Annotated in this window: 10 protein-coding genes and 5 tRNA genes; 8 read left to right on the top strand and 7 right to left on the bottom strand. The window is 63.5% G+C overall.

The window, feature by feature from the left end:
• Nucleotides 1–113: 113 nt before the first annotated feature.
• The 7 genes from KA419_08975 to KA419_08945 form a co-directional block, all read right to left on the bottom strand.
• The gene (locus KA419_08975) at nucleotides 114–1,421 is read right to left on the bottom strand and encodes an ATP-binding protein (GenBank protein MBP7866068.1); all 1,308 of its coding nucleotides are present in this window, start codon (nucleotides 1,419–1,421) and stop codon (nucleotides 114–116) included.
• A gap of 790 nt (nucleotides 1,422–2,211) precedes the next feature.
• Nucleotides 2,212–2,682 carry a hypothetical protein gene (locus KA419_08970; GenBank protein ID MBP7866067.1) on the bottom strand — a complete coding sequence of 157 codons (471 nt, stop codon included), beginning with the start codon at nucleotides 2,680–2,682 and terminating at the stop codon, nucleotides 2,212–2,214.
• A 569-nt stretch (nucleotides 2,683–3,251) separates the two neighbouring features.
• A complete protein-coding gene (locus tag KA419_08965) occupies nucleotides 3,252–7,181 on the bottom strand; it encodes a hypothetical protein (protein MBP7866066.1) in 3,930 nt (1,309 codons plus the stop codon).
• 241 nt (nucleotides 7,182–7,422) lie between these two features.
• Nucleotides 7,423–7,704 carry an AAA family ATPase gene (locus tag KA419_08960; protein ID MBP7866065.1) on the bottom strand — a complete coding sequence of 94 codons (282 nt, stop codon included), beginning with the start codon at nucleotides 7,702–7,704 and terminating at the stop codon, nucleotides 7,423–7,425.
• 246 nt (nucleotides 7,705–7,950) lie between these two features.
• Complete coding sequence (locus KA419_08955) at nucleotides 7,951–8,886, bottom strand: hypothetical protein (protein ID MBP7866064.1); 936 nt, start codon at nucleotides 8,884–8,886, stop codon at nucleotides 7,951–7,953.
• 498 nt (nucleotides 8,887–9,384) lie between these two features.
• Nucleotides 9,385–12,072 (bottom strand): protein kinase, encoded by a 2,688-nt coding sequence (locus tag KA419_08950; GenBank protein ID MBP7866063.1) that lies wholly within the window; start codon nucleotides 12,070–12,072, stop codon nucleotides 9,385–9,387.
• A 596-nt stretch (nucleotides 12,073–12,668) separates the two neighbouring features.
• Complete coding sequence (locus tag KA419_08945) at nucleotides 12,669–12,965, bottom strand: hypothetical protein (GenBank protein MBP7866062.1); 297 nt, start codon at nucleotides 12,963–12,965, stop codon at nucleotides 12,669–12,671.
• 207 nt (nucleotides 12,966–13,172) lie between these two features.
• Here KA419_08945 and KA419_08940 point away from each other — a divergent pair.
• The 8 genes from KA419_08940 to secE all read left to right on the top strand — a co-directional run bounded on the left by KA419_08940 (nucleotide 13,173) and on the right by secE (nucleotide 15,363).
• Nucleotides 13,173–13,245, top strand: a tRNA-Thr gene (locus tag KA419_08940).
• 30 nt (nucleotides 13,246–13,275) lie between these two features.
• Nucleotides 13,276–13,363, top strand: a tRNA-Tyr gene (locus KA419_08935).
• An 82-nt stretch (nucleotides 13,364–13,445) separates the two neighbouring features.
• Nucleotides 13,446–13,521, top strand: a tRNA-Gly gene (locus KA419_08930).
• 25 nt (nucleotides 13,522–13,546) lie between these two features.
• Nucleotides 13,547–13,621, top strand: a tRNA-Thr gene (locus KA419_08925).
• A gap of 41 nt (nucleotides 13,622–13,662) precedes the next feature.
• Nucleotides 13,663–14,853: an elongation factor Tu gene (tuf, locus tag KA419_08920; protein MBP7866061.1), complete on the top strand. Its 1,191-nt coding sequence runs from the start codon at nucleotides 13,663–13,665 to the stop codon at nucleotides 14,851–14,853.
• 29 nt (nucleotides 14,854–14,882) lie between these two features.
• Complete coding sequence (rpmG, locus tag KA419_08915; protein MBP7866060.1) at nucleotides 14,883–15,032, top strand: 50S ribosomal protein L33; 150 nt, start codon at nucleotides 14,883–14,885, stop codon at nucleotides 15,030–15,032.
• Nucleotides 15,033–15,044: 12 nt separating this feature from the next.
• Nucleotides 15,045–15,121, top strand: a tRNA-Trp gene (locus KA419_08910).
• Between the two features lie 95 nt (nucleotides 15,122–15,216).
• Entirely contained in the window at nucleotides 15,217–15,363 is a 147-nt protein-coding gene (gene secE, locus KA419_08905; GenBank protein ID MBP7866059.1) for a preprotein translocase subunit SecE, read from the top strand.
• Nucleotides 15,364–15,369 lie beyond the last annotated feature (6 nt).

Genomic DNA, 15,369 nt, shown 5'->3' with positions numbered 1-15,369 from the left:
ACGAACCCGCGACCTTTCCTTTGCCGACCGCGAATCCCGCGAACCGCCGCGAAGCGAAGAGAGGAAATACCAGAAAAAGGGCATCCATCCAGAAGGAGTCCCCCGCGTTCGTATCAGGCCTCAGGGGGACCGGTGTCGCGGCTTTCCATCAACCACCGCCATACCGGTTGGGCCTTCACTTTCCACCGGTCGATGCGCCGCTCCCAGGTCTCGTTCCAGGTCAGACAGGTCAGGCGATCGCAGGAGAGGTCCCTCGCCGCGGCGGCCAGGCCAGTCAGTTCACGCTTGAAGGTCTTGGGCGAAGGGGTCTCATAAGCCACCTGGATCAGTTCGGCCGTTGTGTTCCCCTCGCGGACGACGAAGTCGCACTCCCTGCTGCCGGCGGATTTGTAGGAATAGAAGCGGTTTCCCCGGCGGAGCAGTTCCAGGGCAACCAGGTTTTCCAGCAGTCGGCCCCGGTCCGGCAGACTCTTGAACTTGACGGCATCGATCAGGCCGAGGTCTATGGAATACGCTTTTCGGGGAGCCTTGAACAGCTCCTTAAGCTTCGGGGAGTAACGCTCCACCGAAAAGAAGAGGTATGACTCCGCCAGGTAGGCGGTGTAGTTCTCCACGGTATGAACACTTCGGAAACCAAGAGCCCCTCTGATGGCATTGAACGTGTACTCGCTGGAGTGATTGGAGGTGAGGTAGAGAGCCAGTTCATGGAGTTTCCGCGGGTATTTGACCCGGTACCGCTTAACAACATCCTTGAAAAGGACGCTTTCGAAAAGGGTGGCGAGATAGCTCTTTGCCTGTACCCCCCCGATGACGACTTCGGGGTAACCGCCGGTTTCGAGGTATTGGCCGAAGCGATGGAGCATCACGGCTTCGGGATCGGGCATGCCCTGCCTTGCGGTTTCTCCCCGGGCGAGACAGTACTCCCGGAAAGAGAACGGCAGAATCCGGAATTCCACATGCCGTCCCGTGAGATGGGTGCCGAGTTCGCGGCTGAGAAGGTGGGCGTTGGAGCCGGTGACGACGATGGCATACCCTTGCCGGTGAAGGCGGTTCACGACCAACTCCCAGCTGGGGAAATTCTGGATCTCGTCGAAAAGCAGGGAAGTGACGGGGCCGTAGACCGTCACCAGGGCCTTCATGATCTCGTCGAAATCCCGCTGGCCGACCAGGCGTTCATCGTCAAGGTTGATGTAAGCAAAATTCTGACCGGCAAGCAGTTGAAACGCAAAAACCGACTTGCCGGCCCGTCGCGGACCCGTGATGACCTTGATCAGCGGACTGGACATCTCCGCCCGCGCACCGCGGAGTAACTCTCTCGGAACAGTGGGAGCGGCGAGATTCCGGTCCCGTTCGATTCTGTGTTGATATATCGCATCAGTGATCATGAACTGCACAATAACATGATTATTTGTGCAGTTCAAGAATTATCATGCGCAGCCGACCTCGCTTTTCCTGGCTCCGACGAAGGTCCGGCTAGAATTCCATCCTCACCGAAAAGGCCGTCCCAACCCGGATAAACCGGAGAGAAACCACGGATGAACACGGATGAACACGGATGGGCACGGATCATCCGGACGCTCCAGAAAAAAAACAGGCGGTCTTTACCTCTCGCAAAGGCGCAAAGACGCCAAGCCTCGCAAAGCCGGAACCGGAAAAGGGGGATTCCTTTGCGAGGCTTTGCGTCTTTGCTAGAGACCGGATACGTCGATTCCGGAACCGAATCAGCACCAGTGGGGCATTTTAGCCCCGGGGCATGCCGGACGACGCTGCCGGGATTCCCTCCTCCGTCCCCGCCCCGGGGAAGAAACGACGCCTCGCAAAAACAAACCCACCCCGAAGGTGGCGGGAGCAAGGCGTTCTTCCCCGCCAGGGTCGTGTACACCGCGTCCCCACTCTGTCGGGATCGTGCCCGCCGCGTTCTCGCCCCGTGTGGATCGTGCCCGCCATGCCCTCGACCCGCCGGGATCGTGCCCGCCGCGTCTTCACCCCGTCAGGGGTGAAATATTTGTAGAAAAGGCAGTTATAAATATTCTCCTCCCCCGCGCGCCGCCGGCCGGGAGGGCGCTCCGGAGTATGGTAAACCCCCGGCGGCGCGCGGGGGGAATGAAAAATAACCTCTTTTAATACCAACATTTAACCTGACGGGGTGAGGACCCTGCGGCGCGCGGGGGAAATTAATAACAACCGCTTTTACTCCGAACCTTCAGAGGGTCAGGGCCCGGCACCCGGCGGGGCAGGGGTCTTCGGGGCCGGCGCCGGGTTCGGGTGGAGGTCGCGGTACTGCGCCGGCGTGACGTCCGAGAAGGGCGAGAGGGTCCGGGTGTCGCGGTCCGCCAGGAACCAGCGCAGCCAGCGGACCCAGGGGTCCTTCGGGTCCCCGCGCGCCGCCTCCTCCCGGGCCCGCCGGATCCGCTCCCACACCTCGGCGGCCGGCATCTGCAACGGATAGGCGGTTTCGTCCAGCCGCAGCCCCGTGACCGCCTCGGCCAGGTCCAGGACCCAGCCGGGGGGGTTGCGCAGGCCGAGCCCGAGCTCCCAGGCCCTGACGTACCCGTCGTACCCCACGGTCATCAGGTTCGGCCCGGCCGGGCCGTCGGCCCACTCCATCAGCTCGTCGTACACCTTTCCCGCCCCGTGCGGGTCCGCGGCACTTTCCGCGGACCCGCCCAACGGCCCGGTCACCGTCAACCCCGACCGGACGTCCCACACCCGGGGGGTGGCAGTCCGGGCGACCCGACTGGTGGAAGCCTCGCGTAAAACCTATGCGGAATAGGAAGCCGGGCAGGCCGCTGGGACGCTTGCTACGGCTGATTCGCCCTTCTTCGTCTCCTTTTTCGTCGCGCGGGGGACGATCGTCTCGTTTTTCAGGGGGTCGTTCGGGAAAAACTGTCAGCAGCGGTCAGGAATGAGGCCAAAGCAGCGGTATTGAATTAGGTCATCGAGAAGAGACAGTAAGAGAGCTTTTAGAAGGGCAGCTGAAACGTTGTATAGAGTTTATTACCACCTCCCCACGGATGGGGCTAGTTCCAATTGGCCTGGTCCTACATCGTTGCTGATGGCTTAAAAATTTACTGTTGCTGACAGGGAAAAACCGGGGTCTGACCGATTTTCGCTTTCACTAAGCCCGAAATTTGCTTCCAACCCTCCCCTGCACCGCGTGTCTTTTTACGAGGGCATCAAATATGCTATTTTCTCAGGAAAGATCGAACAATATTCGTAACTCCCGAAGAAAAAATTGCTTTTCATTAAATTCACCGGGGGTGGAGGGCGCGGTATTGCGCTGCGGTGGCGTCGGAGGAAGGGGAGACAGTGCGCGTGTCGCAGTCGGCCAGGAACCAGCGCGCCCAGTGAATCCACGGATCTGTTGGATCTCCTGTCGCAGCGATTGCCCGGGCTTTTTGGAGACGGTCCCAGGAATCGATCACGGGGATCAAGTTGCCCGAATCGTCTAACCGCAACCCCGCCAACCCTTCGGCCAGGCTCAAGAACCAGTCGGGCGGGTTCCGAAGCCCGAGCCCGAGGTCCCAGACCAACAGGGTGTGGTCGCCTGACATCGTGGCCACCCGCTTCCCGTCAGGACTGAAAATAGCAAAGTGTACAGGCTCGTCATGCTGGAGCGGTTCGGTGGCCATCGCCCCCGCTTTGACATCCCAGATCCGGACGGCTCGGTCTTTTGTTTCCGTAATCAATCGCGTGCCATCTTGGCTGAAGCTTGCGTTGATGACAGGGACGAAAGCGTCTCCCTCGACCATTCCTTCATGAATTAGCTTTGCTGTTGCCGCGCCGGTACGCAGGTCCCAAAGATGCACTATCCATAAAGATCCAGTGGCTAGCAGAGTCCCATCCAAGCTGAAAGTAATGAACTTGACTGGAGCCTCGTGCTTCAGCGGTGGCGTCAATGCCAAACCTGTCCGGGCATCCCAGACCCGCACTACACTTTGATTTTCGGATCGTGAGGCGATTTTCGTCCCCTCAGGACTCAGGTATATGTCACACTTTTCCCCACACCGCAGCGTGACCTTTTCAAAGGTCCTTTTCCGGAAATTCCAAAGCCAGGTTGTGCGATCCCCACACAGCACGACCAATCGAGTTCCGTCCGCGTGGAAAGCCAGGTCCAGGATATCGCCGTCGCATCGAAGGGGGGCTTTCAATGCCGATCCTGTTCGTGTTTCCCAGATTTGGACGGTTCTGTCCGTGGAGGCCATGGCCAGACATCCCCAGTCCGGGCTGAAGGCAAACGCGCGGATGGTGGTGGAAAGCCTCAAGGGTGCGCACAGCGGTTGCCCTGTCCGGGCATCCCAGAGCTGCGCCGCAACATCGGACACGGTGGCCACCCGAAGCCCTCTCGGGTCGAAACCGATATAACCTATCTTGCCTTCAGGCCTGAGTGAGGGCAGAATCTCCCCTCCGGATTTTGTGTCCCAAAGCCTTACCCCACGATCTCCGCTTGGCGCCGCCAATCGTGTCCCGTCCGGGCTGAAGGCAGCACAGGTTCCTCGATTCTCAAGATTCAAAGGAATCGGCAGGGCCCCTCTCCCGCGGGCGTCCCAGATGCGAGCCGTCTGATCCCTGGAATACGTGGCAGCACACTGCCCGTCCGGGCTAAAAATCCCCAGCAAGAGGGTTGCGTTGTGTTGCATGAATTCCGTGACCGTGGCTCCCGTTCGTATGTCCTTCACGCGTGCGCAATTCGGATTCTGTGAAAGGACCCTCGTCAAATCAGGGCTGAATGCCACACAACTCCATTGATGATCTCTGAAGGGAATTTCAATCGACTCACCTGTTTGGGCATTCCAGATATACGTCGAAGTGTCGGTGAAAGAAAAGACCTGCTTCCCATTCGGGCTGAACACGACCTTCCAGACCTTGTTTTCATGCATCAGCGGGGCCGTCACCGCCGCGCCAGTCCGTGCATCCCAGATCCGGACTGTTTTATCAAGCGACGCGGTTGCCACCCTGGTTCCATCTGGGCTGAACGCGACGTCCACAACCTCGTCATCATGCTTTAGCGGAGCCGTAACCGGTTCTCCTGTCAGGGCATTCCACACGCGGGAGGTCTTGTCGAAAGAAGCCGTTGCCAGCCTTGTGCCGTCCCGGTTGAATGCAAGTGCAAAGACCAGCCCCCCGTGTTTCAGCGAAGGGGTAATCGCTTTCCCCGTTTGTGAACACCAGACCCTAGCGGTATTATCCATGGAACCGGTCGCCAGGCGGGTTCCATCCGGGCTGAAGGTGATACACCGGTCGACGGCTTTCTCGTGGCGAAGCGGGGCTGTCAAGGCCGCTCCTGTCCGCGCATCCCATACCCGCGCAGTGCCATCCCATGAAGACGTGGCCACTCTGGCTCCATCCGGGCTGAAGGCTACTCCGCTGACGGGACCTCCATGCTGTAACGGAGGCGTCAACGCAACCCCTGTCCGCGCATCCCATACTAGGCCAGTCTTGTCCGCAGATCCCGTAGCCACTCTTGATCCGTCGGGGCTGAAGGCGACGTACCAAACCTCGTCCGAATGACGCAGGGGTGGAGAAACGGGCAGGGCGATACCGACAACCGTCAATTGATTCACGAGCCGGTCCAGATAAAGCCCATTGGCGCGTGATAGCCGTATGGCCCCCACGAGGAGGGAGATGACCTCGTTTCGCCGGCCTTTTTCCAAGGCGATTTCCATCCGGTGGAAGAGGGAAAGAGCGAAGGCTTGTGTGGTTTTCGCCTCGCTTGCCCGAACCTCGGCAGCCATCTGCTCCGCCCGATCGCGTTCCCGTTCCGCCGCGCGGCGCTCGCGGACGTTCCAGACGGTGAAGAGCGCCAGCACCAGGAAGGCGATGCCCGTGACCTCGGCGACGAGGCGCTTCCGGCGGCGGGAGAGGGCCGCGAGGTGCTCACGGCTCTTCCGGATCAGCTCCGCCGTGGCCGGGTGCCGCGAGAGGGGTTTCTCGAAGGGCACGATCGCCTTCAGCGCCGCCGTGTCCAGCAGCAGGCCCCGGGACTGGTAGTCCTTCAGACGCCCCTCCACCATCCGCCGCGCTTCCAGCAGGTCCTTCTCCGTCTCCGACAGCCAGCCGAACACCACCTTCGCCAGGCGGTCGTGCCGCAGCTCCCACTCCTCACCCTCCGGCAGCCGGCGCACCACCCGCGCGGTTTCGAGGGACGCCAGCAGCGGGACCGCCGCCGCCGGGTCCAGGCCGGCCCCCGCTGCCAGCGCCTCCGCCCCGGCCCGGAGCTTCGTCCCCTCCGCCGACACCATGGCCTTGAGCAGCTCCCGCCCCGCCGCCGGGTCGGGCAGCTCCGACGCCGCCCGCTCCAGGAACGCCGCCAGGACGTCCTCCAGGCCGCCCACGCGCTCGAGGTCCGCCGCCTTCAGGGCCACCGGCGTCTCGCCGCGCGTGGAGGCTTCGTCGTACAGCCGGTCCATGAGCACCTGGAACGTGGGCAGGTCCACCCCCCGCGCCTCCCGCTCGAAGAGGCGCGTGACGGCCGCCGTCAGGTCCGGCTCCACCGGCACCCCCACCGCCCGGCACGGGCCCTCCACCAGCTCCTTCACGTCCCCGAAGTCCACCCGCCGCACCCACAGCCGGTTCCGGTACAGCTCGGGCAGCAGCGGTTCCCACTCCCCCAGCCGCGCCAGGTACTCCTCCCGGATGGACAGCACCACCCTGACGTTCACCCCCGCCGCCATCCAGGCCGCCAGGGCCTTCGCGAAGCGCTCCCGCGCCGCCTTCGGCGCGAAGAGGAAGCACTCCTCCATCTGGTCGAACACCAGCGCCAGGGTCTTGCGCTTCCGGAACGCCGCCTCCCGCAGCAGCTCCAGGTCGTCTTCCGGCGCCCCGTCGGGGAACGCCACGCGGCGCAGCACTTCCCGCCGGAGGGATTCGAGCGGGTCCTCCCCCGAGCGGAAGGGCACGAACAGCGCCTCCTCCGGCGGCACCCGCCCCCGCAGCCCGCACTGCAGCAGCGAGGTCTTCCCCGCCCCCGACTCCCCGTACACCAGCAGCAGCCGGCTCCCGTAGTAGCGTGCGTAGACCTCCCGGATCTCCGGGTCCCGCCCGAAGAACAGGTCGGCGTCCTCGGGACCGTAGGGGTCGAGGAACTTGAAGGGCTTCCGCCCTAACGCCGCGGCTTCCTTCACCGGGCCGAAAAGGTCGTCCAAAGACTCGGGACCGTCCGGGCGTTCGGGTTCAGTCATGGCTCACCTCGATCGGTCGATGTTATAAGCCTCTCGCCAAGGCGCGAAGACGCAAAGCCTCGCCAAGGGCTCCGAGGTTCCGGCTGTTCAATGCTCTTCATGCCTGGGCCTCCAACAGCCAGTTCAGGAGGTTTCGGACCCGGACCTGCCGCCCGTTGACCGGGATGACCTCCTCCCGATCCGGAGCCAGGATCAGCAGTTCCACCGCGCCTCCCCCGCCCAGGTCGTGTTCCTTTGCCAGTCACTTTTCAACCCCCGCGACATTCTGGATCTCGTCGAGAAAGATCCAGGGGTTTCGCCGGGGAGCAAGGTATTCCAGAAAGGTGTCCTTGATCTCCTGGAGGAATTCCGGCCGCAGGTCACCGGAAAACCGCGGGTCCTCGAGGTTCACGTAGAGGATCTCCTCGGGTGGGGTCCCGCCCGCCTGCAGAGACTTGATCGTGTTGATCAGGAGGGTGGATTTTCCACTCCGACGGACTCCCTTGAGGACCACGATTTCCCCGGCGGACGCTTTCCGGGTCAATTCCGTTTCATAAGCCGGGCGATTCAGGGTCGGGGGAAACGGCCGTTTCCAGAAGTTCCATTCCGTAAGCGCTTCTATTAAATGCTCTTTATTCATCTGCTTCCTGATTTGCCCGATTTGTCGAGTGAAATATGCCATATTTCACAGGACAGACCAAACAATATGCGTAAACCGTGCAGAAGATGCTGTTTTTCATTTCGTGTATTCCGTGTATTTCGTGGTTCAATCCGAGTCCTCCCGGCACCCTCACGCCCCCTGGCCGGGCGCTTCGCCCGTCACCAGCCGCAGCAGGTACGCCGCCTCCTCCCACAGTTCGCCGCCCCGTTCCGCCGCCGCGCTCCCGAAGCCCCCCCCGTGGTTGCACGCCACGTACTCCGCGCTCCCCGCCCGCTTGAACCCGTCGTAGAAGAACACGTCCGGCGCCTTCCCCGCCGACGGCTCGTACACCAGGAACGGGTCCAGGTTCAGCAGCCGTTCCCCCTCCCCCTCCAGCAGGATGCACCCCGGGTCCAGGTACCGCGGCAGCGTCTTCCGGTCCCCCCGGAAGTCCGACGAGTCCCCCACGATCCGGCTCAGCCGGTGCAAAAACGACGCCGGCGTCCGCCGCCGCTTCGTCACCTCGATCCGGCTCACGAACACCAGTTCGTGGTCCGGCAGGAACGCGAGCGCCGTCAGCACGGCCTCCAGCAGCGGCTCCGCCTCCTCGCACAGCCCCTGGAACTCCCGCCCCGTCATCGCCCGGATCCGCTCGTGGCTCAGCCCGTTCCGCAGCGTCAGCATCTTCCCCAGCGCTTCCGCCGCCTCGCTCTCCGCCGGGAACTTCCCGAAGTAAAACCCCGTCAGCTCCGGCATCACCAGGCTCACTCCGCCCAGGCTCAGCCACTTGAGCCCCTCCCGGGCGAAGTGCAGCCAGTTCCCCCACGAGGGCGACCGGTACCGCTTCGCGAAGTCCGACACCAGGGACGCCGGCAGCGACGGCGCCCCCGGCTCCTCCAGACGGTCCCGCACCTCGGCCAGGACCACCACCCCCAGGAACCGCCCCACCGCCTCCCCCGTGGCCAGCAGGTACTTCAGCCGCAGCGGGCCGGGGTCCAGGCACTCGTCCGTCCCCAGCTTCGTGAAGTAGGCGGTGATCGGGTAGGGAAAACCCGACAGGATCTCGCGAATGTAGCGCTCTTTCACGGGGACCTCCTGGGATGCCCAAGCCGGATAAACCGGAGAAGGAACCACGAAATACACGGAATACACGAAAGGGAAAAGAACCACGAACCACACGAACCACACGAACGAAGAAAACAGAAAATAAAAAACAGGCGGTCTCAACCTCTCGCCAAGACGCAAAGCCGGAACCGGAAAAGGGGGATCCCTTTGCGAGGCTTTGCATCCTGGCGTCTTGGCGAGAGACTTTTCTCGTCGATTCCGGACCAGGATCGGCACGAGCGGGGCATTTCAGCCCTGGGAACTGCCTGGCGACGCTGTGGGGATTCCCTCCGTGCCCTCATCGGGTTTCCCTGCTCCGAAAGCGGTGGGAGCCCACCGACGATCTCAAATCTTGCTCATTTTGCCAAAGATCTCACTTCGAAGGGCCTGCGCTTTTTCCGGGACTTCGCCCGGTAACAGTGGCCTGGGAAGGCAACCGGAAACGACAACATGTTGGTAAGAACGCAGCTGCTAAAGCGCCTATCGCCCGAACGCCTGCACGATCCCCTCGATCAGCGCCGGCGGGGACGCGGCGGGGATGGCCGTCCCCCGGCGAAGCTCCGAACACCACCGGGGAAGGTCGGTCCCCTCCGCGAACAGGGGCCGGACGATCCCCTTCTCGCCGCGCGGGTCCCGGGTCAGGGCGCTCTGGAAGGCCCACAGGCAGTCCTCCCGGGAAAGAAAGGACGCGTCCAGGACGGGGAGGAACACCCGGCACCTCTCGATCCAGCGCGCCAATTCCGCCAACAAGGGCCCGCCCAGCGGCTCCGACGCGGCGAACAGCCGGACGGCCTCGGGGCCCGCTGCCGCGGGGAGCCTCGCCCTGAGCGGCAGAACCAGGTTTTCCCGGGCCCACGCCTCACCGTCCGGGACGGTCCAGACGAGAACGGACGGGACGGCGTCGCCCGGGGGCTCCCCCATTTCCCAACGCCACTGCCGGGCCAGGAAGGTGTACCAGCGGACCGATTCCCCGGTGACGGCGGCGGTGGGCTGGTCCGGGCCGGGTAAGGCGGCCCGGGGGCCGATGGCGCTGTGGGCCGAGAACTCCAGCACCCGCGCCTCCACCTCGTCCGCCGACAGGACGGTGCCTTCCCTCGGGGCGTCGACGATGGTGTAGACGTGGGCCCTCCCGTCGTACCAGGGATCCGCGTTCGAATACCCCTGGCGGGGAGCGCTGTCCAGCCGCGGGTCCCGCCCTTCGCGGCTCCGGCGCAACTCGGATTCGGAGCGGTCCAGGGCCTCCCCGAGCCCCCGGAGGATCAGCCCGCTCTCGGGCTTCACGGAGAGGATGGCCCGCCCGCGGGTCGGGGAGAGGGGCTCGTAGACCGAGAGAAACGTGAACCCCGTCTCGGTCCGGCGGGTGTCGGACCTCGCCCAGTCCTTGAAGAAGATGCACCGGTCGGGGTCCGAAGCCCCCTGGACACGGCGGATCATCAGCGCGTCGATCTCCCGGGAGCTTCCGAAAAGGGCCGGCAGGGCGAGTCGGCTCATCCGCGCCCTGCACTCCGGGTCGGCGAGCTTCCGCTCGTAGCGGTCGCGGTCCCGCCGCACCTCCTTCCGGTCGACTTCGCTGAAGAGCCCCGGGCAGCCGAAGGCGTCCACCTCCCAGAGTGAAACGCCCGCCCGGAGCGACTCCCGAAGGGCGTACCCCACCAGTTCGAGCCCCTCCGCCAGGCGACGGGACCAGCCGTCTTCAGGGCAACGCCACGCACGGAGGCTCAACCGGTGGCTCAGGTACACGTAGGCCGTGTACAGCGAGAAGGGGTTCTCGGGGATCGTGCCCGAATACCCCGCGTCCACCCGGTCGGTGTAGTGGGAAAGGACCTCGGCGCCCTCGGGCAGTTCGCCGTCGCACAGGAGGCCGACAGCCAGGAAGGCGGCGCAGACGCAGTCCAGGTCCGGCTGCTGGTGCACCAGGATCGTGTAGACCTCCGGCGGAACGGCCCCGGGGTTCAGGGTGGCTCGGACAAACTCGGGATGTTGCCGGAGCAGCGAAGTGGTGGACCCCATGTACGCCAGCAGGTGGTGCTGGTCGATCACCCCCGGTCCGAGGGAGTTTCCCACGTCCAGGTAGAGCCGGGGGATGCCGTCCCCGCAAGGGTCCGCGGAACTCCCGTAGCCGAGAAAGGCGAAGTCGACGGCACGGCGCGGAAGGCCTCCCCGGGCGGCCCCGGAGCGCTGGGCGGCCCGGGGGGCGGCGCACCGGGCGAGGACCTGGTCCAGTTCCTGTTCGACGGCCGCCGCGCTGGCGGGGCGGTGGGAGGGGTTGACGTCGATCATCCGGTGGGTCAGCTCGCAGAGCGCCAGGGGGATACCCGGTTTCAGGCTCTCCAGCCGTGGGGGGGCCTGGTCGGTCATCAGGGCCTGGAGGACTTTCAGGATCGACCCCGTGAAGGGCGTGTCCCCCGACAGAAGGTGGAAAAAACTCGCCCCCAGGGAATAGAGGTCGGAGGAGACATCGGCGTGTCCCGGGTTGCGGACCTGCTCCGGGGCCATGTATTGCAGCGTCCCCAGCAGGGTCCGCGGCTTGAGGGGGCCTTCCCCCCCGAGGTTCCGGCGGGCGAGGCCGAAGTCGGCCAGCACCACGGACCCGTCCTTCCCCAGAAGGATGTTGGAGGGTTTGATGTCACAGTGCGTGATCTGAGCCTGGTGAAGCACCGACAGCCCCCGGGCCACGCAGCGGACGATGTGGGCGGCCCGTTGCCACGGAAGCGGGCCCTCCCGCTCCACCAGGTCCGCGGACGACTCCCCCTCGACATACTCCATGACGATGAAAGGCCGCCCCTGGGAGATCCCGCAATCCAGCACGCGCACCACGTGAGCGTGGCGGATCCTCGCCGCGATGCGGGCCTCCTCGATGAACTGTTCCAGCATGGCGGGGGAGGCCACCTCGGGCTTTAATACCTTGACCGCCACCGGCATGGAGAGCCCGAGGTGGAAAGCCCGGAAAAGCCGCCCCATCCCGCCTTCCGCCAGGAAACCGTTGTAGCGGACGTTCGGCAGGGGAGGGAACTCCGGGTCCGGTTCGGGGAAAACCGGGTTCGGCGCCTCGGCGGAAAAGGCGGCGGCCGAGGCCTCGGGGGAGGGGGCGCCCGGTGGTGCGCCCTCCGGTGCGTCGTCGAAGTGAAAACCCGTGACCGGCGTGGTGTCCATTCCCCGGGTGTCCATCTGTCGTCCGAGGCTCCCCGGGCCGTGCCCCAAGGGTCGCCCGGGGGCCTCGTCGACTTGTTCGGAGCGGCCGGGAGCGCGTTCAGCGTCTTTTCCCGGAGGTTCTTCCTGGGTCATGTTCAACCTCCCCATCCGTTGAGAGGGCCATGAATGCTTCTTCCCGCGTCAACCAGGTGGAACCGGGGAGGAACTCCCGACGGAAGGCGCGTCGAAGCCGATGAACTTTTCGTGTCCCGACCGTCACGTCTGGCAGAGAAAAATGGCAATTTGATTATATCACACTGTTGAACTCCGGCACATTATCTTTACCGGAGAATTGCCGGGGTATGGTCTTTCCCATGCCCGGCGGGGAGAACCCGGGACCCTTTCTGCCGAGTGAAGATAAACCTCCGAATTCGAGAACGGCCGCATCGGCGGCATTGCTTCGCGGACAGGGGCGCCGTCCAATGGGTTTGAAACGGATCGGGGCCGCGCCGGAAGCAAACGGTCGGAATTTAACGCTTACCGCTCCCTGACGGTCGCGGCTCCGACGAAGGACGTCTACAGATCGAGGGTGCGGTTTGCGGTGTTCCGAGGAATCGCCTCGGGGATCAGGGTCAATATCCCAATCGCGACAGGATCCAAGCGGCGCCGAAGCCCAGCAAGAGCGAGAGGAGGTTCCCGAGCAGGCTGACCAGCAGGCTTTTGCGGAGCGTCCTTTTCAATGAATTCCGCCGGAAGTACTCGTGGTAGAGAAGCGCTTCGAACGCGATGGCCATCAGTTCGCCGAGGATGAAAACCGAGGCCGGGTCCGTACTGGAACTCCGGAACGAAAGGAGGATCAGGGCGTAGAACAACAACCACGAGAAAAGCTGGTAAAGCGCGAACACCGCGCCGATCGCGCCAAGGCGCAACGTCCGCCAGGGAGACCGGAAGGCAATCGGCACGGCCGGGAGGGAGGAAGGGCGCCGAAAATTTTTCGCCCAGTCGATTTTTTTTCTTGCTTTTTTTGAAAGGATCATTAAACTTCATCATTCGCTCGGAGGATTTCCACCGGGGAAACTTCCTTGCGTTTTCGCTTGCAGATTGGCCGCGGTTGTGCTAACTTCCCCCGCTCGCGCGCTGGCGTAGCTCAACCGGTAGAGCGGCTGATTTGTAATCAGCGGGTTGGGGGTTCAAGTCCTCTCGCCAGCTTTTGAAACCTGTTATTTGAACCAACGGTATGGAGAGGTGGTCGAGCGGCTAATGGCAGCGGGCTGTAAACCCGCCGGACTTCGGTCCTACGGAGGTTCGAATCCTCCCCTCTCCACCAGTTCTCCCGGCGAAACCGGACGTCACGAGGAAGAGCGACAGCTCGGCGACCTCGGCGGCGGCGAGCCTGGAGCACTTTGACCGCGGGAGTAGCTCAGTTGGTAGAGCGTCAGCCTTCCAAGCTGAGGGTCGCGGGTTCGAATCCCGTCTCCCGCTCCACTCCTTGACAATGGAACGCGTCAGGGCCCAAGTAGCTCAGTGGTAGAGCACCTCCTTGGTAAGGAGGGGGTCACCAGTTCAATCCTGGTCTTGGGCTCCACTTTTCCCGCATGAAAAAAACGAAGACTGGAGGATACCATCATGGCCAAAGAAAAGTTTGAGCGCAACAAACCCCACCTCAACATCGGGACCATCGGCCACGTCGATCACGGCAAGACCACCCTCACCGCCGCCATCACCAAGGTGCTGGGGAAGAACAACCCGAAGATCGCGTTCCGCTCCTACGACTCCATCGACAACGCCCCGGAGGAGAAGGCCAGAGGCATCACCATCAACACCGCCCACGTGGAGTACGAGACCAAGAACCGGCACTACGCCCACGTCGACTGCCCCGGCCACGCCGACTACATCAAGAACATGATCACCGGCGCGGCCCAGATGGACGGCGCCATCCTCGTGGTCAGCGCCCCCGACGGCCCCATGCCCCAGACCCGCGAGCACATCCTCCTGGCCCGCCAGGTGAACGTGCCCTACATCGTCGTCTACCTGAACAAGGTCGACATGATGGACGACCCCGAGCTGCTCGACCTGGTGGAGATGGAGCTGCGTGAACTCCTGAGCAAGTACGAGTTCCCCGGCGACGACATCCCGATCATCCGCGGCAGCGCCCTCAAGGCCCTGGAAACGGACGACCCGGTCAACGAGAAGAGCATCGTCGAGCTGATGGACGCCGTGGACGCCTACATCCCGGTCCCCGAGCGCGCCATCGACAAGGAATTCCTGATGCCCATCGAGGACGTGTTCAGCATCCAGGGTCGCGGCACCGTCGTGACCGGCCGCGCCGAGCGCGGGAAGGTCCGCGTGGGCGAGGAAATCGAGATCGTCGGGATCAAGCCGACCTCCAAGAAGGTCGTCACCGGCGTCGAGATGTTCCGCAAGATCCTGGACGAGGGCCAGGCCGGCGACAACATCGGCCTGCTGCTCCGCGGCCTGGACAAGAAGGACGTGGAACGCGGCCAGGTGGTCGCGAAGCCCGGTTCCATCAAGCCCCACACCCACTTCAAGGGTCAGGCCTACATCCTGAGCCAGGGTGAGGGCGGCCGCCACACCCCGTTCTTCACCGGCTACCGTCCGCAGTTCTACTTCCGGACCACCGACGTGACCGGGACCGCCACGCTGCCCGAGGGCGTCGAGATGGTCATGCCCGGCGACAACGTCCTCCTGGAGATCAAGCTGATCACCCCGATCGCCATGGAGAAAGGGCTCCGGTTTGCCATCCGTGAGGGCGGCCGCACCGTCGGCGCCGGCGCCATCACGGACATCATCGAGTAACTCGGTCCTTCCGGGCCGGGGAGAACGACATGCGCGATAAAGTCCAGTTGCAGTGCGGCGAGTGCAAGAACCGCAACTACGCCACCACGCGGAACAAGAAGAAGCACACGGAGAAGTATCTCCTGAGCAAGTATTGCAAGTTCTGCCGGAAGCACACGCCGCACAAGGAAACCAAGTAGCGTACCCCGAGCAGGCCAGTAGCTCGAATTGGTAGAGCGCCGGTCTCCAAAACCGGATGTTGGGGGTTCGAGTCCCTCCTGGCCTGCCATTTTTACCAAGGAAGGGCCCGTGAAAGCTCTCGTTCAAAAGACAGCAGCGATCTTCACCCGGTTCGGCGGTTTCATCGGCGACACCCGGGCGGAGATGAAAAAGGTGACCTGGCCGGACAAGAACGAGGTCATGAACACCACGGTGGTGGTGATCGTGACGTCCTTCTTCTTCGGTCTCTTCCTCTTTGCCGTCGACGTGGCGATCGAGTACGGCGTCACGTTCGTCCGCAACCGATTCTGACGGGTA

It is taken from the genome of Acidobacteriota bacterium, from assembly GCA_018001935.1.
In the GTDB taxonomy this organism is placed as follows: Bacteria; Acidobacteriota; JAAYUB01; order JAAYUB01; family JAAYUB01; genus JAGNHB01.
Note: the sequence above shows the minus strand (reverse complement) of the source record. Positions and strands in the feature narration are given on the sequence as shown.

What these genes read in the sequence shown, in the direction of transcription:
- rpmG (MBP7866060.1), top strand. Translation starts at nt 14,883, where the DNA reads ATGCGCGATAAAGTCCAGTTGCAGTGCGGCGAGTGCAAGAACCGCAAC.
- secE (MBP7866059.1), top strand. Translation starts at nt 15,217, where the DNA reads ATGAAAAAGGTGACCTGGCCGGACAAGAACGAGGTCATGAACACCACG.
- KA419_08950 (MBP7866063.1), bottom strand. Translation starts at nt 12,072, where the DNA reads ATGGACACCCGGGGAATGGACACCACGCCGGTCACGGGTTTTCACTTC.
- KA419_08965 (MBP7866066.1), bottom strand. Translation starts at nt 7,181, where the DNA reads ATGACTGAACCCGAACGCCCGGACGGTCCCGAGTCTTTGGACGACCTT.
- tuf (MBP7866061.1), top strand. Translation starts at nt 13,663, where the DNA reads ATGGCCAAAGAAAAGTTTGAGCGCAACAAACCCCACCTCAACATCGGG.